Annotated in this window: 19 protein-coding genes; 17 read left to right on the top strand and 2 right to left on the bottom strand. The window is 63.8% G+C overall.

The features are described from left to right. Positions 1–15: 15 nt before the first annotated feature. From ACERLL_RS10325 to ACERLL_RS10255, 15 genes are all read left to right on the top strand, one after another. Complete coding sequence (locus tag ACERLL_RS10325) at positions 16–2,214, top strand: heterodisulfide reductase-related iron-sulfur binding cluster (RefSeq protein ID WP_373656007.1); 2,199 nt, start codon at positions 16–18, stop codon at positions 2,212–2,214. Positions 2,215–2,229: 15 nt separating this feature from the next. Then, complete coding sequence (locus tag ACERLL_RS10320; protein ID WP_373656006.1) at positions 2,230–3,594, top strand: HEAT repeat domain-containing protein; 1,365 nt, start codon at positions 2,230–2,232, stop codon at positions 3,592–3,594. A 64-nt stretch (positions 3,595–3,658) separates the two neighbouring features. After that, positions 3,659–4,462, top strand: a complete 804-nt coding sequence (locus ACERLL_RS10315; RefSeq protein WP_373656005.1) for an electron transfer flavoprotein subunit beta/FixA family protein — start codon at positions 3,659–3,661, stop codon at positions 4,460–4,462. Continuing rightward, complete coding sequence (locus tag ACERLL_RS10310; protein WP_373656004.1) at positions 4,459–5,421, top strand: electron transfer flavoprotein subunit alpha/FixB family protein; 963 nt, start codon at positions 4,459–4,461, stop codon at positions 5,419–5,421. The genes ACERLL_RS10315 and ACERLL_RS10310 overlap by 4 nt, the downstream gene beginning before the upstream one ends. Positions 5,422–5,634: 213 nt before the next feature. Next, entirely contained in the window at positions 5,635–5,964 is a 330-nt protein-coding gene (locus ACERLL_RS10305; protein ID WP_373656003.1) for a DMT family transporter, read from the top strand. A gap of 398 nt (positions 5,965–6,362) precedes the next feature. Beyond that, complete coding sequence (locus ACERLL_RS10300) at positions 6,363–6,593, top strand: hypothetical protein (protein ID WP_373656002.1); 231 nt, start codon at positions 6,363–6,365, stop codon at positions 6,591–6,593. 380 nt (positions 6,594–6,973) lie between these two features. Continuing rightward, positions 6,974–8,215 carry an FAD-dependent oxidoreductase gene (locus tag ACERLL_RS10295; RefSeq protein ID WP_373656001.1) on the top strand — a complete coding sequence of 414 codons (1,242 nt, stop codon included), beginning with the start codon at positions 6,974–6,976 and terminating at the stop codon, positions 8,213–8,215. A 2-nt stretch (positions 8,216–8,217) separates the two neighbouring features. Beyond that, the gene (locus ACERLL_RS10290) at positions 8,218–8,463 is read left to right on the top strand and encodes a sarcosine oxidase subunit delta (RefSeq protein ID WP_373656000.1); all 246 of its coding nucleotides are present in this window, start codon (positions 8,218–8,220) and stop codon (positions 8,461–8,463) included. 26 nt (positions 8,464–8,489) lie between these two features. After that, entirely contained in the window at positions 8,490–11,444 is a 2,955-nt protein-coding gene (locus ACERLL_RS10285; RefSeq protein ID WP_373655999.1) for a 2Fe-2S iron-sulfur cluster-binding protein, read from the top strand. Next, entirely contained in the window at positions 11,441–12,118 is a 678-nt protein-coding gene (locus ACERLL_RS10280) for a hypothetical protein (protein ID WP_373655998.1), read from the top strand. Before ACERLL_RS10285 ends, ACERLL_RS10280 begins: the two co-directional genes overlap by 4 nt. Positions 12,119–12,292: 174 nt before the next feature. Beyond that, on the top strand, positions 12,293–13,768 hold the full coding sequence (locus ACERLL_RS10275) for a glutamine synthetase family protein (RefSeq protein ID WP_373655997.1): 1,476 nt from the start codon (positions 12,293–12,295) through the stop codon (positions 13,766–13,768). Between the two features lie 112 nt (positions 13,769–13,880). Continuing rightward, on the top strand, positions 13,881–14,813 hold the full coding sequence (locus tag ACERLL_RS10270) for a class II glutamine amidotransferase domain-containing protein (protein WP_373655996.1): 933 nt from the start codon (positions 13,881–13,883) through the stop codon (positions 14,811–14,813). Continuing rightward, positions 14,801–15,649 (top strand): GltB/FmdC/FwdC-like GXGXG domain-containing protein, encoded by an 849-nt coding sequence (locus ACERLL_RS10265; protein WP_373655995.1) that lies wholly within the window; start codon positions 14,801–14,803, stop codon positions 15,647–15,649. The genes ACERLL_RS10270 and ACERLL_RS10265 overlap by 13 nt, the downstream gene beginning before the upstream one ends. A 101-nt stretch (positions 15,650–15,750) precedes the next feature. Further along, entirely contained in the window at positions 15,751–17,082 is a 1,332-nt protein-coding gene (locus tag ACERLL_RS10260) for an FMN-binding glutamate synthase family protein (RefSeq protein WP_373656068.1), read from the top strand. Positions 17,083–17,167: 85 nt separating this feature from the next. Next, on the top strand, positions 17,168–17,566 hold the full coding sequence (locus tag ACERLL_RS10255; RefSeq protein ID WP_373655994.1) for a hypothetical protein: 399 nt from the start codon (positions 17,168–17,170) through the stop codon (positions 17,564–17,566). A gap of 138 nt (positions 17,567–17,704) precedes the next feature. Here the strand turns inward: ACERLL_RS10255 and ACERLL_RS10250 are convergent, their stop codons facing one another. Next, complete coding sequence (locus tag ACERLL_RS10250; protein ID WP_373655993.1) at positions 17,705–18,307, bottom strand: hypothetical protein; 603 nt, start codon at positions 18,305–18,307, stop codon at positions 17,705–17,707. 104 nt (positions 18,308–18,411) lie between these two features. Then, positions 18,412–19,686 (bottom strand): L-2-hydroxyglutarate oxidase, encoded by a 1,275-nt coding sequence (gene lhgO, locus ACERLL_RS10245; protein WP_373655992.1) that lies wholly within the window; start codon positions 19,684–19,686, stop codon positions 18,412–18,414. 1,044 nt (positions 19,687–20,730) lie between these two features. On the opposite strand from lhgO, the gene ACERLL_RS10240 reads away from it, so the two are divergent. Then, positions 20,731–22,170 carry an ammonium transporter gene (locus tag ACERLL_RS10240; RefSeq protein WP_373655991.1) on the top strand — a complete coding sequence of 480 codons (1,440 nt, stop codon included), beginning with the start codon at positions 20,731–20,733 and terminating at the stop codon, positions 22,168–22,170. Between the two features lie 975 nt (positions 22,171–23,145). Then, positions 23,146–23,367 carry a hypothetical protein gene (locus tag ACERLL_RS10235; protein WP_373655990.1) on the top strand — a complete coding sequence of 74 codons (222 nt, stop codon included), beginning with the start codon at positions 23,146–23,148 and terminating at the stop codon, positions 23,365–23,367. The last annotated feature ends 48 nt before the right edge of the window (positions 23,368–23,415 follow it).

Raw genomic sequence — 23,415 nt, 5'->3', positions numbered from 1 at the left:
AATGGGGTTCTACCCATGACTTCGACGACGAATTCCGATACGGAAGCGATCACCCGCATTCTGTTTCGCGATTTCGCCCCATGGCAGACGATCACGTTCTACATCGTCGCCATTGCCGCGATAGCCGTCTTTTTCTTTGGCTGTTTTCTCTTGATCCGGAAGTACCGGCGGGGCGCTCCGCTGGAGGCCACCGGGGTCGGCGCGCGTCTGTGGGCCATGGTCAAGGATGTGGCCACCCATAGGCCGGTAAAGCGCCGGGCCGAGAAAACGGGGCGGTCTCACGCCTCGATTTTCTACGGCTTCCTGCTGCTGTTCATCGGCACTTCTACCATTACTTTGAACTACGACATTACCAGGCCCCTTTTCGGGATCAATTTCTGGCAAGGGGATTTCTATCTCTGGTTTTCTCTGGTGATGGACGTGGCCGGCGTAGCGCTCATCGCCGGGCTGATCTACATGATGTATCGGCGCAAGATCATCGCCCCCAAGCCCCGGCTGGATTACACCCGTCCGGACCGTTCTCCGGAAGACTCGGACTACGACCGGAGCTACTACCGCTGGGAGGACTGGGCGTTCCTTTGGCTGCTGATCCTGATCGGCATCACCGGGTTCGTGCTGGAAGGCGCGCGTCTGGTCTGGCTCAGCAACGACCCGATGGTCTGGGATTACCGCTGGTGGTCCCCGGTGGGAGCAGTTGTCGCCCACGTGATGCAGGGCGTCGGCATGTCCCCGGAAGTCGGCGGCGCCATGCGGATGAACAGCTGGTGGATCCACGGACTCATGGCTCTGGCCTTTATCGGCCTGATTCCCTACACCAAGGCCAAGCACATCTTCACCGTGCTCGGGTCCATGACCATGCGCGACCCCAAGCCCGTGCAGCGGCTGCCCATGGGGGACATGGAAGCGGAGAAGCTCGGCTACTCCAAGATCACGGACCTCTCCTGGAAGGACCTGCTGAACGTGGACGCCTGCACCAAGTGCGGCAAGTGCCACGAGGCCTGCCCGGCGCGTGCCACCGGCTATCCGCTGTCGCCGCGTGACGTGGTGCTCACCCTTCGGGAGCACAGCCACAACAGCCTGGAGGGCTGGACGGTCCCCGAGGACGAGGAGCAGCTCGCCATCATCGGCGAGGGCGAGAACCAGGTGCGCCCCGAGACCCTGTGGTCCTGCCGCGCCTGCGGCGCCTGCACCGAGATCTGCCCGGTCTCCATCGAGCACGTGCCCATGATCATGCAGATGCGCCGTGCCCTGGTGGAGGAGGGGGAGATGGATTCCATGATCCAGACCACCCTCCAGAACGTGCAGAAGCGGGGCAACTCCCTGGGCGAGACCAAGCGCAAGCGCCCCGCCTGGACCAAGAAGCTGGACTTCAAGATCAAGGACGCCAGCAAGGAACCGGTGGACGTGCTCTGGTTCGTGGGCGATTTCGCCTCCTTCGATCCCCGCTACCAGCAGGTCTCGCAGTCCTTCGCCCGGATCCTCCACGAGTGCGGGGTGGATTTCGGCATCCTCTACGAGAAGGAGATGACGGCCGGCAACGATATCCGGCGCGTGGGCGAGGAAGGCCTCTACCAGCACCTGGCGGAGACCAACATCGAGACCCTCGAGGAGTGCGATTTCAAGCGGATCGTCACCACCGATCCCCACTCCTACAACACCATCCGGAACGAGTACCCGGAGTTCGGCGGGAATTACGAGATCGAGCACGCCAGCGCCATGATCAACCGGATGCTGAGCAACGGCGATATTCCGCTGAAGAAGCGCCTGGATTATCGCGTGACCTTCCACGATCCCTGCCACCTGGGCCGCTTCAACAAGGGCTTCGATCCCCCGCGGGAGGCCGTTCAGTCCCTCGGCGCGGAGCTGGTGGAAATGGAGCGCTCCCGGGACAACTCCTTCTGCTGCGGGGCCGGGGGAGGCCGGATCTGGATCCCCGATCCGCCGGATCAGCCCAAGATCAACGAGAACCGGGTGCGGGAAGCCGGCGGCATCGAAGGTCTCGACGTGCTGATGGTGAGCTGCCCCAAGTGCATGAACATGCTCGAGGACGGCCGCAAGACCGCGGGCTTCGAGGACCAGTTCGAGGTGAAAGAGCTTATCGAGCTGGTGGAAGAGAGCATGGATCTCGGGGTGGACGAGGAAGATGCCGATCAGGGCTCGGATTCCGGCTCGGGCGAGAGCCCCGAGGCGACCAAGGAATCCCCGGCGCCTTGAGGGCAGGTGATCTCCATGCCTGAAGCGCCGACGCTAGCGGACCTGATCCGCCGGGGAGCGGAAAGCGGGGACCCTTATCTGGCCCTCGCTTTCCACCCGTACGCGGAGGGCTCCACGCGGGAGGAGCTGGAAAAGGTGCTGTTCGCCAGCCGGCGGCAGCGCATCCAGTTCGCCGGGGCGCCGTACACGCCGCCTTCGGTCCTCGGGGCCCTGGCCCGGCTCGACGAGCCGAAGATCCGGGCACGGCTCGCCCGGAATCCCAGGACGCCCCCGGAGGCCCTGGAATACCTTTTCCATGAGGCGGACGGGGAGGGGCTCGCGGTGGCTTTGGCGGCACACGGCAACGCCACGCCGGAGCTGATCGAGGAGCTGCCGTTCCGCTCCGATCCGGAGGTCCGCAAGGCGGTATGCGGGAATCCGAGCCTTCCCCGGAGCATCCTGAAGTACGTGTTCGCTGCCGGGGCGCCACTGGAGTGCAAGGCCGTCGCCTCCAATCCCAACTGCGACGTGGACCTGCTGATCCGGCTCTGGCGGCTGCAGGACTTGTACGTGCAGGCGGAGGTGGCCGCCCATCCCCGCTGTCCGGAGCACCTCCGGCATCAGGCGTTGCATCACCCCGAGGCGGTGATCCGGCGCAAACTGGCCGAAAACCCCGCGCTGACCCAGGACGAGGTGGTTCGGCTGCTCCTGGACCCCGACCCCGGGGTCCGGGCGGCCGCCGCCAAGGGATCCACGCTGACGGACGAGGAGCACCGGCAGCTCGCCGAGGATCCGTCGCGCTCCGTGCGTCGGGCCGAGGCCCAGCGCAAGGGCCTGGATCCCCAGATCATGGAACGCTTCTCGCGGGATGAGGATTCTTGGGTGCGCAGGTGGATCGCCCGGAATCCGGAGGCCGCCCGGGAAATCCTGGAGCGCCTCGCCCGGGATTCGGAGCTGGAGGTTCGGCGGGCCGTCACGCGCAACAGCGCATGCCCGGGCGATCTGCTCGCGGAGCTGGCCCGGGATCCGGAATCCTGGGTGCGCGCCGGAGTGGCCTTCCGCACGGACCTCCCGGAGGAGCTGGTGGAGGCACTGGGCCAGGACTCGGACATCGACGTGATCTCCGGGGTGGGGCGCAACCCCCATACCCCGGAAGCGCTGCTGGAGCGAATCGCCCGGCATGCCGACAGCGATGTCCGCCGGGCCGTGATCCTGAACAAGGGAGCGCCGCCGCGGATCCTCGGGCTGCTCAAGGAGGATCCCTATCCCATCAACCGGGCCACCCTCGTGCAGCACCCCGCCCTGGAACGGGCGGATCTGCTCGAGCTCCTGGAGGATCCGGAGCCCCAGGTCCGGTTCATTGCGGCCAACCGCCTGGCCAGGGAGGTCCAGGCCTCCTGAACGGTCCCGCAGAGTGAATGGCGTTTATTTGGATTGAGAAATACGACCAATGAGGACTTAAGTCATGAAGATTCTTGTCCCTGTGAAGCAGGTGGCAACGCTCGACGAGGAATTCGAGCTGCAGGAGGACGAGCTGGATGTCGACCACGATTTCTGTGAGTACGACATAAACGAGTGGGACGATTATTCCCTCGAGGAGGCCCTCCAGATCAAGGAGGCCAACGAGGGGCAGGAAGTGGAGGTCATCGCCCTGACCGTGGGAGACGATGACGCCGAAGACGCCCTCCGCACCTGCATGGCCAAGGGCGCTGACCGCGCCGTGCGGATCTGGGACGACGCCATGGAAGGTGCCGACCCCATGGCCATCGCCCGGGCCATCGCCAAGTTCGTGGAGCAGGAAAAGCCCGATCTGGTATTCGCCGGCGTGCAGTCCTCGGACCAGGCCTTCGCCCAGACCGGCATGCAGGTGGCGGCGCTGCTCGGCTGGCCGCACGCGGCGGTGGTGAACAACCTGGACTACACCCCGGGCGCCGGCACCGCAACGGTGCGCCGCGAGCTGGAAGGCGGCCTGGAGGAAGAGGTGGAGGTCCAGGTGCCCGCCGTCATGACCATTCAGCTGGGTATCAACGATCCTCGGTACGCCTCCCTGAAGGGGATCAAACAGGCGAAGAGCCGGCCTATCGATGAATACTCCCCTGCGGATCTGGGCCTTTCCGAGGATGAAATGGGCGCCAGCGGGTCCCTTTCCCAAGTCCGGAAGGTCTACGTGCCGGAGAAGGGTCAGGCCGAGATGATCGAAGGAACCCCGGCCGAGCAGGCCGCCCGGTTGGCCGAAATTATCAAGGAATTCAAAGGAGCCGCATCGTGAGTGGGATTCTCGTGGTTGCCGAGCACCGGCAAGGAGAGCTGAGCGATTCCGTGCCGGAGCTCGTGGGATTGGCGAACGGGCTCAAGGAGGGGCTGGGTGGCCCCCTGATGGTGGCGGTGATCGCCCAGGACCCGAGCGCCTTTTCGGACCAGGTCAATCTGGCCGGCGTGGACGAGATCGTCCAGGTCCCGGTTTCCGTTGCCGAATTCCAGCCGGATGTCTGGGAGGCCGCCCTCCAGAAGCTGGTGGCGGAAAAGGGCGCTTCCGTGGTGATGACGCCCCATTCCGTGGACGGCTGGGGCTACGCGCCCACCCTGGCGGCCGCTAATGGCTACGGCTTCGCCAGCGACGTGCTAGAGACCAAGGTGGACGGCGGTGAAGTGGTCGCCGTGCGCCCGGGCTACGGCGAGAAGGTGCACATGGAAGTGGGCTTCCCCGGCAAGGACGCGGTGGTCCTGACCGTCCGCTCCGGTGAGCATCCGGTGGTGGAGGAATCCGGTAGCGCCGAGGTGACCACGGCGGAGGCCCCCGACGTGACGCCGCGCTCCGAGCACAAGCGCTTCATCGAGCCGGAGTCCGGCGGCGGCGTGGACCTGAGCCAGGAAGAATTCATCATGTCCATCGGCCGGGGCATCTCCGACGAGGAGAACGTGGAGCAGTTCTCCGAGCTGGCGGAGGAGATCGGCGCGGCCCTCGGCTGCTCCCGTCCCATCGCCGACAACGGCTGGCTGCCGAAGGCCCACCAGGTGGGGCAGTCCGGAACCACCGCCAGCAACTGCAAGTTCTACCTGGCGCTGGGCATCTCCGGCTCCGTGCAGCACCAGGCCGGCATGAAGCATGTGGACAGCATCGTGGCCGTCAATACGGACCCCGAGGCGCCCATCTTCAGCGTGGCCAAGTACGGGGTGGTCGCCGATATCTTCGATATCGCCGAGGAGCTCCGGCCGCATTTCGAGTAGTGAGATGCCGGAAGATCCTTTCGCTTTGCGCGAAGGGCATGCTCAGGGGGCCGTACGGCCCCCTTTTTTGTATCGGCTAATGGAAAGGCGGGATATGACCTCTATCGCGGATACGCGTGCGGGGTATCTCCAAATGGTACTTGCCCGCCGGGCTCCCGGGTGGCCTCATGGCCCATTTCGGCTCCAACGCGGCGTATACAGGAGATAGCCCCGGTGCCATACCTCTATTTGGCTTTGGCAATCATAGGTGAAGTTACGGGCACTTCGGCCCTAAAGGCCTCGCAAGGATTTACCCAGGTACTACCTTCCGTAATCGTGGTGCTGGGCTACGCTTTTTCCTTCTTTTTCCTCTCCCTGGCCCTGAAGTATTTGGCCCTTGGTTTTTCTTATGCAATCTGGTGTGGCATGGGCATTATCCTGGTGGCCCTGGTCGGTGTCGTCCTCTACGAGGAGCGGTTGGATGGACCAGCCCTCTTGGGCATATTCCTCATTATTAGCGGAATCGGCGTCCTAAACCTCTTCTCCGGGGCGGCTGAACAGTAATAATCCAATTGGCTATAGCGGGCCCATGTTCACCGCCCTCCCGGCCCGGGCGCGGTGCACCGACAAGATCAGCCCGCGGGCCGGGCTGGGAATCCTGGTGACCCTGCACGGCGGGGGGGCGGGAGCCGGCCTACTGGCTGTTACCGATCGTGCCGGGCCTGATTCGGTTCATGGAGTATCCGGTCTGGGCACACCTGAAGGCTGGCCTCAGCTGGTGGCCCATGATATGGCTGTTGTGGAATTTCCTGCTGGGGCTTGCACTTTCCGTTACGGGAGCGGCCATAATGTCCACGGAGTGCAGCGGGGTCATGGAGGCCATCCGCGCGGTGAAGGCCGGCCCCGCCGAGGCGAAGATCGCCTCAGTGCCCCCGAGTGTGGTGAGCAACGAGGAGGCGTGAATGGCACGCACCATCCCCGAAGGGGAGCAAGGCGAGAGGATGCTGAAGCGCAGAATCGTGGTCGGAAACCTGCTGAGCTATACGGGAATGACCATCGCCCTGGTGGTCTTCTTCGGGTCGGGAGGCGCGGCCCCCTGGCTCTATGGGGTCGGCGGGGCCCTGGTGGGATCAGGCGTGGGTATGTCCTACTTCGCTTTGATGTCACTGCGGCGGAGGCGCCCAGCGGAATAGAGCCCGCCATTTCTCCAGGTTTGCTCACCCGACTGTAGATCCGCCTTCCGCGGACTGCGGGGCCCGCCTTCCGCCGCTGTGCCCCGCGCCTTCCGTGCGGCATCGAAGCACCGGCCGGTCCTCGGCTCCGCAGGCCGGCGTATCCGTTTTCCTTCCTCTCCCGGCGCCCCTGCTTCCCGCTTTTCCAACCTTGCCTGAAGCCCCGAATTCCCCGGCAGTGCGGGATATACCCTCAAAGGTATAACCGGCCTACGCCCAAAGTTAGATTTTTTTTAAAACCAAATATGAAAAGTTGAACAGTGCGGCGAGGGCGAAAAGCCAAGGGCTGAGCCCGAAAACGAATTCGAACCTTTGGGTCAATTCCGGACTAGGAAGCCACTATGGCACATCAACTATTACGGTTCGCGATGTACAAGGATCATCCCGAACCGCGGATGTTCAACACTCCGGATGAGCTACAGGACAGCTACGACGTGGTGATCATCGGAGGCGGGGGGCACGGTCTGGCCGCCGCCTACTATCTCGCCAAGGATCACGGCATCACCAACGTGGCGGTCCTGGAAAAGGGGTATATCGGCGGCGGCAACACCGGGCGGAATACCACGATCGTCCGCTCCAATTACCTGACGCCTGAAGGGGTGCAATTCTACGATAAAAGTGTGCGCCTTTTCCAGGACCTTTCCCAGGATTTCGACCTCAACATCTTCTACTCCACCCGCGGGCACTACACCCTGGCCCATACGGAAGGGTCGCTGAACACCATGCGGTGGCGCGCCGAGGTGAACAAGCATTTCGACGTGGATAGCGAGGTGGTCTACCCCAACGAGATCCGCCGGGATGTCCCCGAGATGAATCTGGAATGCGGCGGGGAGATGCCGGTGATGGGCGCCCTCTACCACGCCCCCGGAGCCATCGCCCGCCACGACGCGGTGGCCTGGGGCTACGGCAAGGGCGCCTCGCTGCGCGGCGCGGAGATCCACCAGAAGACCGAGGTCACCGGGATCAACATCGAATCCGGCCGGGTGACCGGGGTGGAGACCAACCGCGGGACGATCAACACGAAAAAGGTGCTGTGCGCGGTGGCCGGCTTCACGCCCCGCCTCACGGAGATGGCCGGGTTCTCCACGCCCATCCAGATCCGGCCCCTGCAGGCCGCGGTGTCCGAGCCGCACAAGCCGTGGCTGGATACCATCATCGTGTCCGGAACCCTGCATACCTACATCAACCAGTCCTCCCGCGGGGAGCTGGTGATGGGCTCCTCCCTGGATCCCTACGAGCTGCACTCCACACGGTCCAGCCTGGATTTCACCGAAGGCCTCATCGACAACGCCCTGGACCTGTTCCCCTTCACCTCCGAGCTGAAGGTGGTCCGCCAGTGGGCGGGCATGGCCGATATCACGCCGGATTTCGCGCCCATCATGGGTAAGACCCCGGTCGAAGGGTTCTACCTGGATTCCGGCTGGGGCACCTGGGGCTTCAAGGCGACACCGGTGAGCGGCAAGACCATGTCCGAGCTGGTAGCCACCGACCGCGTACCCGAGCTCATCGAGCCCTTCCGCCTGTCCCGGTTCACCGAGAACCGGCTGATGGGAGAACGGGCCGCAGCATCTGTGGGGCACTGATCATGAAACTGGTTCCTTGTCCGTTGAACGGCTGGCGGCCCGCTTCGGAGTTCGCCTACGGCGGCCCGGTGGAAGAAATGCCCGACCCGCAGCAGTGCACCGATGAGGAGTGGATGCACTACGTCTACGGGCACGACGGCGCACCGGGCGTGCAGAAGGAGTGGTGGTACCACAACGCCAGCGGCACCTGGTTCGTGGCTGAACGGGATACCGCGGCGGACAAATTCATCCGGAGCTATCTCCCCTAGAGCAATCCGTCCAGGGAGCATTTGGCATGGCCGAACGCCTGTCTTCGAACCCGAACGAGCGCATCGACCGCAGCCGTCCGGTGACCTTCCACTTCGAAGGAAAAAGCTACACCGGTTACGCCGGGGACACCATTACCACCGCCCTGTGGGCGAACGGGGTACGGATCCTGGGTCGAAGCTTCAAATACCACAGGCCGCGCGGAATCCTCAGTCTGGCCAACCATGACGTGAACGTGATGGTGGATGACGGGGAGACCCTCAACATCCGCGGCGACGTCACGCCCATCCGGGAGGGCCAGAACCTCACCGCGGTGAACACCAGCGGCGGCGTGGCCAAGGACCGCAACCGGTGGGTGAACAACTTCTCCAAGCTCATGCCGGTGGGCTTCTACTACAAGGCCTTCCATACGCCCAAGCGACTGTTCCCCATGTGGGAGCGTCGGATCCGCGAGATGGCCGGCCTCGGCACCCTCAACACCGCGGGTACTCGCACCTGGGCCGACAAGCGCTACGACTTCTGCGACGTGCTTGTGGTGGGTGCCGGACCCAGCGGCCTGTCCGCCGGGATCGCTGCGGCGCAGACGGGCGCCCGCACGGTGGTGGTGGACGAGAACCCCTACGCCGGCGGGACCCTCAACTTTCAGGGCGCCAACGATCCGGTGGTGGCGCAGCGCCGGGCCGAGCTGCTGGAGCAGGCCGAGCAGACGGAGGGCCTGGAAATCCGCACCGGAACCATGGCCGCCGGCTATTACAGCGATCACTGGGTCCCGCTGGTGGACGACCAGTTCCTGACCAAGATGCGGGCAGGCTCGGTGGTGGTCGCCACCGGCAGCTGGGAGCAGCCAACGGTCTTCCGCAATAATGACCTCCCCGGGGTCATGCTGGCCTCCGCCGCGCAGCGGCTGGTGCAGCTCTATTCCGTAAAGCCTTGCAAGCGGCTGGTGGTGGTTGCAGCGAACGCGGACGGTTATCGGGCCGCGCTGGACATGGCCGAGGCCGGGGTGGACGTGGCGGGAATCGCCGACCTCCGCGAGGAAGGGGAGGGCTCCGACCTCGCGGACCAGGTCGCCAAGGCCCGGATCCCCATCTACAAGGGCCATGCCGTCGGAGAGGCCCACGCCGGTTCGGACGGAACCCTCTCCGCGGTCACTCTCGCCCGGTTCCGGACGGAGCGGCCGGATGACTGGAGCGCCGGCGAGCGCATCGAGTGCGACGGTCTTCTCATGAGTACCGGCTGGACTCCGGCCCTGAACCTGCTCTACCAGGCCGGCGCCACGGTCCAGTACGACCCCCGGGTGCATCAGTTCGTGCCCGCCAGCGTCCCCGAGGGGGTGTTCGGGGCCGGCCGGGTGAACGGGCAGTACGTCCTCTCCGACAAGCTTACGGACGGCAAGCGGGCCGGGCTGGCGGCCGCCGCTCAGGTGGGCAAGGCGGTGGAAGAGGTACCCCAGGCGCTCGAGCCGCAGGGCCCGCCGCCGAGCCATCCCTATCCGATCCTGGCCCATCCCAAGGGCAAGAACTTCGTCGACATGGACGAGGATCTGCACCTCAAGGATTACCACAATGCCGCCAAGGAGGGCTTCGACAACATCGAGCTCCTCAAGCGGTATTCCACCAACGGCATGGGGCCGAGCCAGGGCAAGCATTCCAACATGAATGCCGTCCGCATCCTGTCGCGGATCCGCGGCGAGCCCATCGATCAGGTGGGCACCACCACGGCTCGGCCCTACTACCATCCGGTGCCCTTCAAGCACCTGGCGGGCCGCCGCTTCCGCGCCGTGCGCGTCAGCGCCCTGCATTCCAAGCACAAGTCCATGCGGGCCGATGAGTTCCTGCGCGCCGGTGCCTGGCTGCGCCCGGCCTACTACGCGGGCTCCGGCGCCGGCCGGGATGGCGCCATCACCGCCGAGGTGAACCAGATCCGCAATGCGGTGGGCATCATCGACGTGAGCCCGCTGGGCAAGATCGAGGTGAACGGCAGCGACGCTCCCGAGTTCCTGGACCGGTTCTTCACGGGCAAATACAGCAGCCTCCAGGTGGGACGGAGCTCCCTGTGCCTGCAGTGCGACGAGGCGGGGGTGGTCACCGCCGACGGTCTGGTGGGTCGGCTGGCGGAGGACCGCTTCTACGTGACCGTGGGCACCACGCACTCCTCCGGGGTGTACCAGGAAATGCAGCAATGCGCCATCGAATGGGGCATGTCCGACCTGTGGATGGTGAACGTTACGGGGCAGTTCGCCGGCCTGAATCTGGCCGGGCCCTACGCCCGCCGGGTCCTGGAGGGACTGACGGACGTAAACCTCGACGAGGAGCAGTTCCCCTTCCCGCATTTCCGGGAGGGCACCATCGCCGGGGTGCGCGGACGCCTTCTCCGGTCCGGCTTCGTCGGCGAGCTGAGCTACGAGGTCCACGTTCCCAGCCAGTGGGCCCAGCATGTTCTCGACCGGCTGCTGGAAGCGGGCGCCCCGTACGGGATCCAGGCCTGCGGCCTGGAGGCCCAGCGGGTTCTGCGCCTGGAGAAGGGCATCAACATAGTCGGGGTGGACAGCGATCCGCTCACGGACCCCTTCATGCTCGGCATGAGCTGGGCGGTGAAGATGGAAAAGCCCTTCTTCATCGGCCAGCGCTCCCTGCAGATGCTCCAGGACCGGCCCAAGGAGCGGCAGCTGGCCGGATTCTCCCTGCCGGAAGGCTACAGCGGAGCGCTGCCGAAGGAGTGCAACCTGGTCCTCGACGGCAACGAGATCACCGGCCGGGTCACCAGCATCGCCCACAGCCCCACCCTGGGTAAGCCCATCGGGTTGTGCTACCTGGCCCCGCATCAGGCGGAGCCGGGCACGCAGATCCCCATCAAGCTGGGTGATGGCTCCCGGGTCACGGCCACGGTGGAGTCGATTCCTTTCTACGACCCCAAAAACACCCGCCAGAAAGTGGATCCCGAGCCGCTTTCCGGCGGAGCGACGGAGGCGGTCACGCAATGAGCTCTGAAACGCAGCAGACCCCTCAGCGCCGCAGCCCCGTGCACGAGACCCCTGTGGTCCAGTCCGGGCCGCGGCCCGGGGGGGCCGAGGACCCGCTGGTCTGGCGGGTAGTGGATGCCGGGGTGGAGGCCACCGATCCGGCCCGGCTGGCGCTGGCGGACCTCTCCACCCTGCCTCGTATGGGGGTGAAAGGGCCGGATGCGGAGGAATTCCTGCGCACCCACGGTGTAACGCCCCCGGAGGCCGTCTTCCAGTGGCAGGAGCTGGAGGGGGGTGGCCTGGTGATCCGTACCGGCGGCAAGGAATTCATCGTCGAGGATGGAGGCTCCGGCGGACCGGTGGCGCAGATGGACGCCGACCTGGGCTTCGGCCGGACGGGCGTCTACCGCCTGGAAAAGCAGGACGCGGAGCTGGCGCTTACCGGCAGCGCGGCCCTGGAAGTCCTGGAGCGGGTGTGCACTTTCAACTTCCGCGGCCATACGGGCGCTTTTGTATTCACCCAGATGGCGGGCGGCGTCTCCTGCGGGATTCTGCCGCAGGAGAAGAACGGCAGCCCCGTTTATCGCATCTGGGTGGATTTCAGCCTGGGCGGCTACCTCTGGGACACGCTGTACGGCCTGGTCGACGAGCTCGGCGGCGGAGCGGTCGGCGCCGGCTGGGTCCTGGAAGGATAGTGACGCGGGCGGGGGGTGTGGATGGCGGTCGGATGTGGTCGTCACACCCCCGGACAGCTGGATGGCCGGGCGTCCGCCGTGACGGCACGGCATAGCCCGGCAACCGAGAGTCCTTTTCCCGGAGCAGAACGGCTTCGGAACAATCGTGGGCAATCCCACACAGGAGGGTGAGCAATGGCGACGGATCTTGAGAACTTCCTGAATACCCCAGGACGGGATGACAAGGCAAAGGAAGTCCGGAAGAAGATCGACGAGCTGGGCATCGAGTACATCTATTACCAGTTCGTGTCTGTCACCGGCCGGATCATGGGCAAGGGCGCCCCTGCCGACCATTGGGAGCGGATCTGCCAGGGCGGCTTCCAGCTGGTCTACGGCTCCACGGCCAACCTGTTTATCGACCGGAATGAAGACTATATCGGCTACGACGCCGGTGCCTGGGAGCTGGTTGGGCTGCCCGAGCCGGAGACCTTCGTTCAGCTTCCCTGGGATACCCGCGTGGCCCGCGTCTTCTGCACGCTGTTCCGGGGCCGGGAGGAGCCCGAGAATCCGGGGGCCTATCTGACCTCCGACTGCCGGGGCAACCTGCGGCGCATCCACGAGCAGTTCCAGAAGGAACACGGCATGCAGCTGCGCGCCGGCACCGAGCCGGAGATGATGTGGCTGAAGAAGGACGAGAACGGCAAGCCGGCCGGTGGGTACAGCAACCCCTTCTGCTACCACATCGACCAGTTCGAGTCCCTGCGCCCCGTGTACATGAAGTGCATCGAGTACGGGCGGAAGATGGGCCTGGACATGATCCAGGGCGACCATGAGGACGCCCCCGGCCAGCTCGAGCTCAACTTCACCTTCGACGATGTCATGAAGAACGCCGACCGGCTGACCACCTACCGGCAGATCTGCGCCCAGGTGGCCCGGGAGCACGGCCTAATCGCCTGCTTCATGTCCAAGCCCTTCATGAACCTCTCGGCCTCCGCCTGCCACACCAACATTTCTCTGTGGAAGGGCGGCGAGACCGAGACCAAGTCCCTCGGCCACACCGGCGATTTCCCGGGCATGGCGGAGAACTTCCAGTACACCAAGGGCGGCGAGAACCTGTTCATGCCCGAGGGGGACAACCCCCGCATGCCCGGCAAGGTGGGCCTGCAGGCCATGGGCGGCATGATCAAGCACATCCGGGGCCTCACCATCCTCGGCTGCCCCACCGTGAACTCCTACCGGCGGCTGCTGGACACCGGCTTCTGGGCGCCCGTCTATGCCAGCTGGGGCTACCAGAACCGGACCACCTCCATCCGGAACTCCGCCCCCGGCCGGTTCGAGTACAAGGTGGTGGATTCCTCCCACAACCCGTACCTGCTGTCCGCCGGCCTTCTAAAGGCCATGGACGACGGCATCAAGAACGACATCGATGCCGGCGAGCCCGAGCAGCGCAACATCTACGACCACATGGACGACGTGGAAGGGCGCTACGAGAAGCTGCCGTTCTCCCTCGGCGAGGCGCTGGAGGCCTTCAACGCCGACGAAGTGGTCAAATCGGCCCTGCCGGGCGATATGTACAAGGTCTTCCAGCACTACAAGTACGACGAGTGGATGCGATTCCTCTCCGAAGTGAGTGACTGGGACGTGAACGAGTACTTGGACATCCTTCCGTAGGTATTACTAGCCGGCCCCGGCCCGGCATGGCCGTCGCCGGGACCGGCCTTTAGGGCCTTCCGCGACTGTAACGAGGGCCGGAAAACTAAATGCATAGACAAGGAGCCTAAGAATGTGCGGCATTGCTGGACTCATTCATAGGGGAAAGAGCGGCAATGTGGGTCAGGAAATGACCTCCATGCTGCAGTCGCTCTGGCACAGGGGCCCCGATTCCTCCGGGTTCGGGCTGTACGGCACGGCGCAGGCCAACCACTTGGTCATGCGGCTGAAGCTCGCCGAGACCGAGGAGCTGACCCGCGGCTACGGCGTTGAGCGGGAGATCGAGCGGCGGGCCGAGCAGGTTCGGGAGCGGCTCAGCGAGCTGGGCGCCAAGATCATCGAGGAAGACAGCCCGACCGTCTACGCCCATCGCTATGTCATCGACTACAACGGCGACATGAACAAGTTCGCCGAATGGGTCCAAGATGATCACGTGGAGATCCTCTCCATCGGTCATTCCCTTGAGCTCATCAAGGACCTGGGCTCCGCCACCGACGTTTCCGAGAAGTACAACCTGAACAGCTTCACCGGAACCCACGGGATCGGGCACACCCGCATGGCCACCGAATCGGACGTGGACATCGCCTCGGCCCACCCCTACTGGGCGTTCCCGTACAACGACGTCTCCGTGGTGCACAACGGCCAGCTGACCAACTATTGGAAGTTCCGCCGCTACCTGGAGCATCGCGGCCACCGCTTCCACTCCAACTGCGACTCCGAGCTGATCGCCGTTTTCGTCGCCGACCGGATGGAGAAGGGCGACGAGCTCGAGGAGGCCATGAACCGTTCCATCTATGAGCTGGATGGCGTGTTCACCTACATCGTGGCCACCTCGGACAGCCTCGGCATGGCCAAGGACACCATGGCCGCCAAGCCCCTGGTCCTCTACGAAGACGATCAGTTCGTTGCCATGGCCTCCGAAGAGGTTGCCATCCGGAGCGTCTTCCCCCACGAGATCGATACGATTGACCCGTATGAAGAGGAGGTCCGGGTATGGCACGCGTAGAGGATCAGCACAAGTCCCAGGAGATGGGGCTGCATGACGAGCAGCTCACCGGCCGCACCCAGCAGATGTACTTCCGGGTGGAAGGCGAGGAAGAGCGCTTCCAGAAGCCCTTCGACATCGAGGTGGACTTCGACAAGAAGGCGGAGATCGATGCCGAGAATCTCTCCGCCACCGAGGTCAACCGCGAGATCAAGCGGCTCATGATGGACGGCTACGGCACCATCAACATCAAGAATCCCGGCGCCAAGCACTCAATGGGCGTGGGCTTCCTGAACCGGCTGAACCTGAATTTCGAGGGCAGCCTGGGGTACTTCGGCTGCGGTCTGCTGGACGGCCCCAACGTGAACGTGACCGGACGCGTGGGCTGGTCCTGCGGCGAGAACATGATGTCCGGCCGGGTGGTCATCGAGAAGAACGCCGGCTCCACCTTCGGTGCGGCCATGCGCGGCGGTGATCTGGTGGCCAAGGGCAGCGTCGGCTCCCGCACCGGTATTGACCAGAAGGGCGGGACCATCATCGTCGGCGGCGACGCCGGGGCCTTCACCGGCTTCATGATGCAGCGCGGCCGCATGATCATTCTCGGCGACACAGGCAAGAACCTCGGCGACACCATGTATGACGGCCTCATCTATGTGGCCGGAAAGATCAAGGATCTCGGGGTGGACTGCGTCGAGACCGAAATGACCGACCTGGACAAGCATTGGCTCCAGAACAAGCTGAGTCAGTACGGGCTCGAGGCGCCGAATGGCGTGGAGAACATGACCAAGCTTACCTCCGGTAAGAAGCTCTGGAACTACGACAACCTCGAACCCACCGAGAAGAAGCTGATTCTCTAAGCTTGCCAATGCGCTAAGGAGTGCAAAACATGGCTTCGAATCAACAGCCGCAACCATCTCCGGAAGAGGTCCCGGGCGAGGAGCCGGGGGTCGGGCAACAGATGCAGCGGGACCGTTATCGGCTTGGGAACAGCTTCGTTTTCCCGCCCAACGTGATCGATGACATCCACGTCAAGTCCGAGCTCGGCCGGTACCGGATGCGCGGGTTCTCGATCTTCAAGAAGATCCCGCACTGGGACGATCTGACCTTCCTACCGGGAACGTTGACCCGTTTCGTGATCGAGGGCTACCGGGAGAAGTGCGACACCCAGACCGTACTCGGTCCGCAGTGCGCCAATCCCATGAACCTGGATATTCCCGTGTACGTCACGGGCATGAGCTTCGGCGCGCTCAGCTACGAGGCCAAGACCGCGCTGGCCCGTGGCGCCACCATGGCGGGGACCGCCACCTGCTCCGGCGAGGGCGGTATGATCCCCGACGAGCGCCGCTATTCCCAGAAGTGGTACTACCAGTGCATTCAGTCCCGGTACGGCTTCAACCCGCACCACCTGCAGCTGGCGGACGGCGTGGAGTTCTTCATCGGCCAGGGCTGTAAGGTGGGTCTGGGCGGCCACCTCATGGGCCAGAAGGTCTCCGACCAGGTGGCGGAGATGCGCTCCCTGCCCGCGGGCATCGACCAGCGCTCCCCGGCCCGCCACCCCGACTGGCTCGGTCCGGACGACCTGGCGCTGAAGATCCAGGAGATCCGCGAGGCCACGGACTACAAGACGCCCATCCAGCTCAAGCTGGGCGCGGCCCGCGTCTACGACGACGTGCGGATGGCGGTGAAGACCCAGCCGGACATTATCTACATCGACGGCATGGAAGGCGGCACCGGCGCCGGCCCCCACCTCGCCACCGAGGAGACCGGCGTTCCCGGTATCGCCGCCATTCGCCAGGCCCGGCGCGCCATCAACGACCTGGGCATGAGCGACCAGGTCTCCCTGGTGTATGCCGGCGGCATCCGCAACGGCGGTGACCTGGCCAAGGCCCTGGCGCTGGGTGCCGACGCCGTGGCCATCGGCCACTCGGTAATGATGGCCCTGAACTGCAACAAGGACATCCCCGAGGCCGACTTCCACAAGGAGATGGGCGTGGAGCCCGGCTGGTGCTACCACTGCCACACCGGCCGCTGCCCGGTGGGCGTGGCCACCCAGGACCCCGAGCTGCGCAAGCGCCTGAATCCCGACGAGGCGGCCGAACGGGTGTACAACTTCCTGCACACCTTGGCCATCGAGTGCCAGATGATCGCCCGTGCCTGCGGCAAGACCAACGTGCATTCGCTGGAGCCGGAGGACCTGGCCGCGCTCACCTCCGAGGCCTCGGCCATCGCCATGGTGCCCCTGGCGGGCAGCAACCACACCGTCGGCCATCCGGAGATGAAGCGGTTCTGAACCGGCATTCCGAAGGCCTTAACCACGAATGTGATCCGTGCCCGGGCTCCGGGCCCTGGGCGCGGACCTTGGAGGCGATTGGACGATGACGGAAAAGAGTCAAGAGGATATCGACCGTTACCTCAAGGGTGACGAAGGGGTGGACAGCGAGCACGAGCAGTGGATTGGCCGGCATATCGGCTACCGCTACGACGTGAACCTGCTCCCCGATTACTCCCGTATTACCCCTTTCCTGCAGAAGTATATCGATTTCATGGGGTGGGAGGATCTGAACTGGCTGGAAGACGTCCACATGGGGTACGAGGAAGGCCGTCCCGCCGTGTTCGACCGGAACATCAACGGCTGGGTGACCGTGCCAGAAGACTGGGACCTCCCGGACAACCAGCAGGACCGCGACATGCTGGCCCGTGAGCTGCTGGTGAAGTTCCAGAATTCCGAGCGCCACCCCCTGGTGGACCTGAAGAAGGCCTACAAGAAGTTCTAGGCGCCTGCCGCGCCATCCTCGAAGCCGCCCCGTGCCTCCCGGCACGGGGCGGCTTTTTATGCGCTTGGCGGAGGGCGCGGGAGCGGACCGCTGGCGCGAAGCGCCGGCCCGGGAATCCCGTGGGCAGGGCGGAAGGTATCAGCCGCGGGCGGCGGAGGGGTCGGGGTCAGCTTCCACCCGATTCCAGTAGGGATCGAAGGCGAGGACCTGGACGCCGGCGGGCATCTCCGGATTGAACAGGGCGTTATGCCAATAGGTAGCCTCGAAGGCCGGATCCTCCGGCTTGAGAGCGGTCACCTTGCAGGGGAAGCGGTACTTGCGGTGCCGATCGGCGAAGTGGAGGATGCACTGCCGGTCCTGGCGCAGGCGGGCGGCCAGTTCTGATTCCGGGCCGAACAGGGCGGTCAGCCGGTCGGAGAATTCATCGGGATACTGATAGAACCATTCCTGCAGGTGCTCCAGGCCCTTCTTGTAGCGCTCCTGGGGGTCGATGGTCTTCTTGTTGATGAACTGGAGCCGTGCGTTGTCGTCCTGGGGCTGCTTCTTGATGAGGAGGGTGATGATGCGGGTCACAGGCTCCTCGTGGTCCGCCAGGGTCACCCACGGCTGCATGCCTTCCTCCGGGCGCCCCCCATTTTCCCGCACCGCGTGCTGACGAATGCGGCACTGCCATTTCAGGAATTCCTGCTCGATGGCCCGGATGTCTTCGAAGTTGAGGATGTTATCGCCGTTATCCGTCATGCCTTCCTCCAGCGGTGGAGACCGGATCCCTGCCGCCAAGCGAGCGCAGCGGGAGCCTTCCGGGAGGTCTTCCCGCCGCGTTGGATGGGTAGAGGGTGCTTCCTTCAGTCATGGTATGCGCGCCGGTAGACGGGGTCAGTACCCCCTTTTGAGGAGCTCCCGAGGAGCCGCTCCATCCGGTCCACCAGATATTCACTGAAAGGGAAGGCGCAGGTGAAAGCGGGGGAAACGGCGTTGATCAGGTGAAAGGAACGGTGATCGCCCTCGAAATGGAAGTCCATCTCCAGCCGGCGCTCCGCGAGGTTGACCGGCTGGGCGCGGATTCCGGGTCTTCCCCGGATCCGGCACTCCCGGGGATCGAAATCCCGAACCAGGTCCTCCGCCAGACCGGCCAGCTTGCGGCGGTTGTATTTCGGGAGCTCCTGACGGGCCAGGGACCGGAAATTGAACCAGTTGCCGAGTAGCAGCCGCGCCTCCAGGCCCAGGGTTTCGGCCAGCTCGCCGAGCCGAAAATTGCGCAGGCCATTGTAGTGCTCCCGCCAGAGGGCGGGAATGGCCGTGGGGCCGAGCTTGACCCGTCCCGAGACTGTGACCGTGAAATGGACGCCCAGGAAGGGGGTCGCCAGGTCCGGGACGGGATAGACGTTCGTGCGGAGGGGGCCCCGCTCCTGGGAATGCAGTAGGTAGAGGCCCTTGAAGGGGACGATGCGGTGGTCCTGTGAGAAGCCGAAGTCCCGGGCTATGCGGTCGGCGTACAGACCGGCGGCATTGACCACGTATCCCGGCTTGAGCGTCCCGTGGGAGGTCTGTACAGCTTCGCCCCTGCGTCCTTGATAGCCGGTGCCCAGCCGCACATCCACGCCCGCCCCGCGAACCTCTGCGAGGAGGGCGTCCAGGACGGCGCCGGGGTCCACGGACGACGTGGTGGGCGACCAGAGGGCGCGCTCCACCGTCCGGGCATGCGGCTCGATCTCGCGGAGCTGTGCGGCATCGATGGGCTCCAGGGGGACCCCGTTGGCCGTTCCCCGTTCCAGGAGGAGGTCGAGGCCGGCCAGCTCCCGCTCGCTGCGCGCCACCACCACCTTCCCGCAAGGGTTCAGGGGCAATCCCCGCTCCCGGCAATATTCCGTCATTCGCCGGTTCCCCTCCCGGGTGAAGCGGGCTTTCAGGCTGTCGGCGGTGTAATAGAAGCCCGCATGCAGCACGCCGCTGTTCCTGCCGCTGGCATGCTTCCCTGGCCCGCCCTCCTTCTCAAGCAGGCAGATTGCGGCATCCGGAAAGCGGCTGCGGAGCTCGCGGGCCACCATCAAGCCCATTATGCCGCCTCCGATCACCAGGAAATCCGGGTGCCGTGTGCCTTCGGTCGGGCCAGTGGCCATGAGGCTTGCCCTCGTCTGCGTAGTAAGTTCGCGCACAAAGCATTCCTGAAAGACCCGCCCCGGGTCCACCACTGCGCAACCGGGATCGAACTATTCCAAATAGGTAGGGTATCTCCAAGGGAATATTGAGCGCCAGGCAGGGAGCTATGCCAAAAGGTGGATGTTGAAAACGCTAATTTGGATGCACATTCCCATACCTCATTTTGCTTGCGCGGGATAGAAGCTGCGGCTCAAGGAGTGAGGCGCAAGCAACCGCAACAGGGTCTTCTGCATATGACCGATGGCTCCAAGGAAATCAAATGCGTGTGCGGGCCCGGAGGAGGTGGGCCATCCCGGAGCGGAGCTCTTGCACAGGAACGCAGAGGCCGGGCCCGGGACCTGGAAATCGGGCTGGAAGCCCGGCTGGGGGGCTCCTAGTGGTATCCAGGCCTCCCCTTTGCGCAACGGGTTCGGGAGCGCAATCCCGGTGGAAGGCCCCCCGAAGCGCTCCGTTAGGCCCGATGCAGGCCGGCTTGACGGGCCGGTCCCGACCCCCCTCGAACTGGGCAAATCCCGGAGCCCGGTCCTTCGCACTCTCCCAAGCAGCCGTTCGCCCGCCTCTCTCCCCAGCGCTGTCCACGTCGGCCCCCGGCTTTTCCGCAACTTTTTCCTTCGCAGAACCAGAACCACGCCTGACCACGGCAGGGACGCCAACTGCCCAGAAAGCGATCACCCGAGCCCAACCCCTGCGCCAACGGCCGTGGCAGGCCCCTGGCGCGATTCGGGCCGCAGAAGTGATCGCCAATGGATGGTCTTCGGTACACACCGCGGAGGGAGTGCCAGGGGGGCGCTCGCCGGCTAGATCGAAAATGAAAGGGGCTGGATGCCCAAGCCAGTCCCAGCCAATCCATATCCCGAGCGAGGAGAGCCCTATGTAAGAAAATCCATAACGATTGTTGGAATGAGGTTGACGCATTCCGGCTATTCCAACTCCCGGCGTTCGGTTATCGGGGTCGGAATTATTTTGGAACACTAAAAACGAAAATATGCCCAGGAGGTATATTCGTGGCTACAGAAGCAGCAGCCCCATTCGCCGAACAAGTCACCGTAAACATGCTTGTTCAAAATCTTGTCTATGCGTCCGGTACCGTCGGCGCGATATTTATCGTGATTGGCCTCCTGATGATTGATGTGGGCGGTGCGCGGCGCAGGAATAGCTTTAATGCCGTTGTCGAGAAGATAATTGGCTTCTTTATAAGTGTTGCTACCTACTTTTTAGTAGGGTTTTCTCTATGGGCATCGCAGTATTACATCATGGAAGGCGGCACGCTAATGGGCTCCATCAAGCACTGGTGGGCCGGCGGCGCGATGGCCAATTCCATGGCACACAACGTCGACCCGGCTACATTCCCGGGCTTGAATAACTTCCAGATCTTCATTTTCTTCCTTGCCTGCTTTGCGGGCATCGTCACCGTGCTCCTGCATTTTGCGGTATCGGAGCGGATGAAGGCGTCCGCCTTCTATGTGACGGCCTTCGTCGGCACGATCATGTCCTCGCTCCTGAGCTGGTGGACCTGGGGGTCCGTCGGTCCGTTGACCAACGCGGGCTACCACGACTTCTTCGGTGTCGGGTTCGTCTACCTGATCACCGCCGGCATGGCCCTGGTATTCGTCCCGAAACTGGGAGCGCGGCCCGGAGTGTACAGCGAGCATCCCAAGGTCACTGAGGCCCGGGCGCCGAGCATGGCGATGGTCGGCACTGGTCTCATGGTGATTTTCGCCGCATTGCCGATGGTGATTCTGTCGTGTCTGTTCTTCGTCGCCCCCGGGGCGATGGCCGTGAGTGCCACCATGGCGGAGACCAGCGTCGGCATTGCCTTCAACAATTATGCTGCAGCCTGGGCGGGCGGCGCCATCATGGGTGCCATCATTGCCTACGGCACCGGCAAGAGCTCGTACCTCCTTCTTGGTCCCTTGGCCGGGTATGTGTCCGGCGCATCGGGATTCGACGTCTATGTCCCCTGGGAAGTGTTCCTGGTCGCCATGGGGGCGCCGATCGTCTCCTATGCGGTGTATGAGTTCATGCTGAAACGGAACATCGATGAGCACAAGATCATCCCTGTGCTGGGCGGCGCCGGTGCGTACGGATTGATCATGGTCGGCTTGCTCGAGGCAGGCACGCCACGTGGCGGCTACATCGGCATCGAGGAGGGGCCATACGCCTTCCAGCACGGCGAGATCGGCGTCCTGATGCAGATCGTGGGCGTGCTGGTTTCCATCGGGCTTGGTGTGGTCACTGCCCTCGTGCTGTCCTTCGTCCTTGAGCGTACGACGGGGCTCCGGGTTTCCGACGAGGATCAGGCCGAAGGCCTCGACAAGGTCAAGTGGGGCATTGAGCCGGATGTCGCCCCCAGCCTTGAGTATCCGACCGGGCAGGGTTCGGAGGCTCCTCAGGGCGACAAGGGCCAGTTGGGCGTCGGGCCGGATGTCGCTGCCAAGGCGTAACAGCCGTAACTCGCGTGCCGCAAGTGCGGCGTGATCGCTTAATGTAGCGACGAACCTGCGATATATTCGCCAGGAACGCCCGTACCGGGTCCCCCGGTACGGGCATTTTTTTTGTTCTGGTCAAGCCGCAGTGGACACCGGCTTAAAAGACAGCCGCCAATTTGCATTCCGCGGGGCCTGCTGGTCTAGCGGGGTGTGTGGGGTCTTTCGCTGTTGTATTCCATCTGAATTGGGTAGGGGCCCTTGACGGGGGCAATTAATGGTTCCCTGAAAAGCCGGAGTCCGGGCTATGCGGTGGGCATACAGCCCGGCGGCATTGCCCACGTATCCGGGCTGGAATGTCCCGTCGGAGGTCTGTATGGCGTCGCCCCTTCCAGCATGCAGATTGTGGCGTCCGGATAGCGGCTGCGAGGCTCCCGGGCGCTGGGGAGCCCATGAGCCCGCCGCCAAGAATCAGGAAATCCGGCCGGTTGCGGTTTCCCGGCAGCGGATAGGAATTGTTTCTATTGGTCTTTCCGCGCATTCCTCGTTTGCTATCCCCGGAAGAAGAATTCGGATCGTTCTGAAGCCGGGAGTTTAACTTTAGTAAAAATTTTTGCAAATTATTATAATAAATGCCGGCATCCCGGCCTTCTAGAAGGTGTTTGTGATTAAAATATGGACTCGAGTTCATTATCAGCAAGAAATTTTTTGTGCAATATTTACCTGGTGCTATCCCCTATTGGGTAATCCTGCTACCCCAAATGCCGGATATAAGTTTTCATATTTCCTGTGAAAGTTTTGTAGGTGGACGGTGCAGATTGCATCAGAACATACGGCCATAGTGATCAAGCGGGTTTTTATTGCTGGAATTACTGAATATTGGCTTCTTAAACGGTTGCGGGGAGCGCGATCGGTTTACGGGCTGCTCCAGAATCCAACGGGCCGCGATGCGGCCGTGCAAAAGCGAGCCCGGTCAGGGCGGGGAGACCCGGCGTGGCTAATTGGGAGCTTTCCGGTCCGCTGGAGCCTCCCGAGAAGGAGGTCCAACGCGCGCGTGATCATGCCCGCTATCTGGGTCGCAGCGTATTCCTGTTCCATGGCGAACGGGGGTGGACCGTTGAGACCGATATCCGGGCCGTGCCGATGACGGGAACCACGCTGGAAATCCATCCCGAGCCCCAAGGGGGAGAAATGGATAACCAGGGCGGATGCTGAATCAGGAAGCCATGGACCGGAGGCGATCTCCGATCCTGCCAGGAGGAT

The sequence above is a fragment of the Thiohalorhabdus sp. Cl-TMA genome, from assembly GCF_041821045.1.
Lineage (GTDB): Bacteria > Pseudomonadota > Gammaproteobacteria > Thiohalorhabdales > Thiohalorhabdaceae > Thiohalorhabdus > Thiohalorhabdus methylotropha.
The sequence above is the reverse complement of the archived record's forward strand: the minus strand, read 5'-3'. Positions and strand labels throughout refer to the sequence as shown.

Bases quoted from the DNA above. Each gene is read 5' to 3' on its own strand.
- ACERLL_RS10265 (WP_373655995.1), top strand. From the start codon at position 14,801: ATGGCACGCGTAGAGGATCAGCACAAGTCCCAGGAGATGGGGCTGCAT.
- ACERLL_RS10315 (WP_373656005.1), top strand. From the start codon at position 3,659: ATGAAGATTCTTGTCCCTGTGAAGCAGGTGGCAACGCTCGACGAGGAA.
- ACERLL_RS10290 (WP_373656000.1), top strand. From the start codon at position 8,218: ATGAAACTGGTTCCTTGTCCGTTGAACGGCTGGCGGCCCGCTTCGGAG.
- ACERLL_RS10285 (WP_373655999.1), top strand. From the start codon at position 8,490: ATGGCCGAACGCCTGTCTTCGAACCCGAACGAGCGCATCGACCGCAGC.
- ACERLL_RS10325 (WP_373656007.1), top strand. From the start codon at position 16: ATGACTTCGACGACGAATTCCGATACGGAAGCGATCACCCGCATTCTG.
- ACERLL_RS10300 (WP_373656002.1), top strand. From the start codon at position 6,363: ATGGCACGCACCATCCCCGAAGGGGAGCAAGGCGAGAGGATGCTGAAG.
- ACERLL_RS10270 (WP_373655996.1), top strand. From the start codon at position 13,881: ATGTGCGGCATTGCTGGACTCATTCATAGGGGAAAGAGCGGCAATGTG.
- ACERLL_RS10295 (WP_373656001.1), top strand. From the start codon at position 6,974: ATGGCACATCAACTATTACGGTTCGCGATGTACAAGGATCATCCCGAA.
- ACERLL_RS10320 (WP_373656006.1), top strand. From the start codon at position 2,230: ATGCCTGAAGCGCCGACGCTAGCGGACCTGATCCGCCGGGGAGCGGAA.
- ACERLL_RS10280 (WP_373655998.1), top strand. From the start codon at position 11,441: ATGAGCTCTGAAACGCAGCAGACCCCTCAGCGCCGCAGCCCCGTGCAC.
- lhgO (WP_373655992.1), bottom strand. From the start codon at position 19,686: ATGGCCACTGGCCCGACCGAAGGCACACGGCACCCGGATTTCCTGGTG.
- ACERLL_RS10250 (WP_373655993.1), bottom strand. From the start codon at position 18,307: ATGACGGATAACGGCGATAACATCCTCAACTTCGAAGACATCCGGGCC.
- ACERLL_RS10260 (WP_373656068.1), top strand. From the start codon at position 15,751: ATGCAGCGGGACCGTTATCGGCTTGGGAACAGCTTCGTTTTCCCGCCC.
- ACERLL_RS10255 (WP_373655994.1), top strand. From the start codon at position 17,168: ATGACGGAAAAGAGTCAAGAGGATATCGACCGTTACCTCAAGGGTGAC.
- ACERLL_RS10275 (WP_373655997.1), top strand. From the start codon at position 12,293: ATGGCGACGGATCTTGAGAACTTCCTGAATACCCCAGGACGGGATGAC.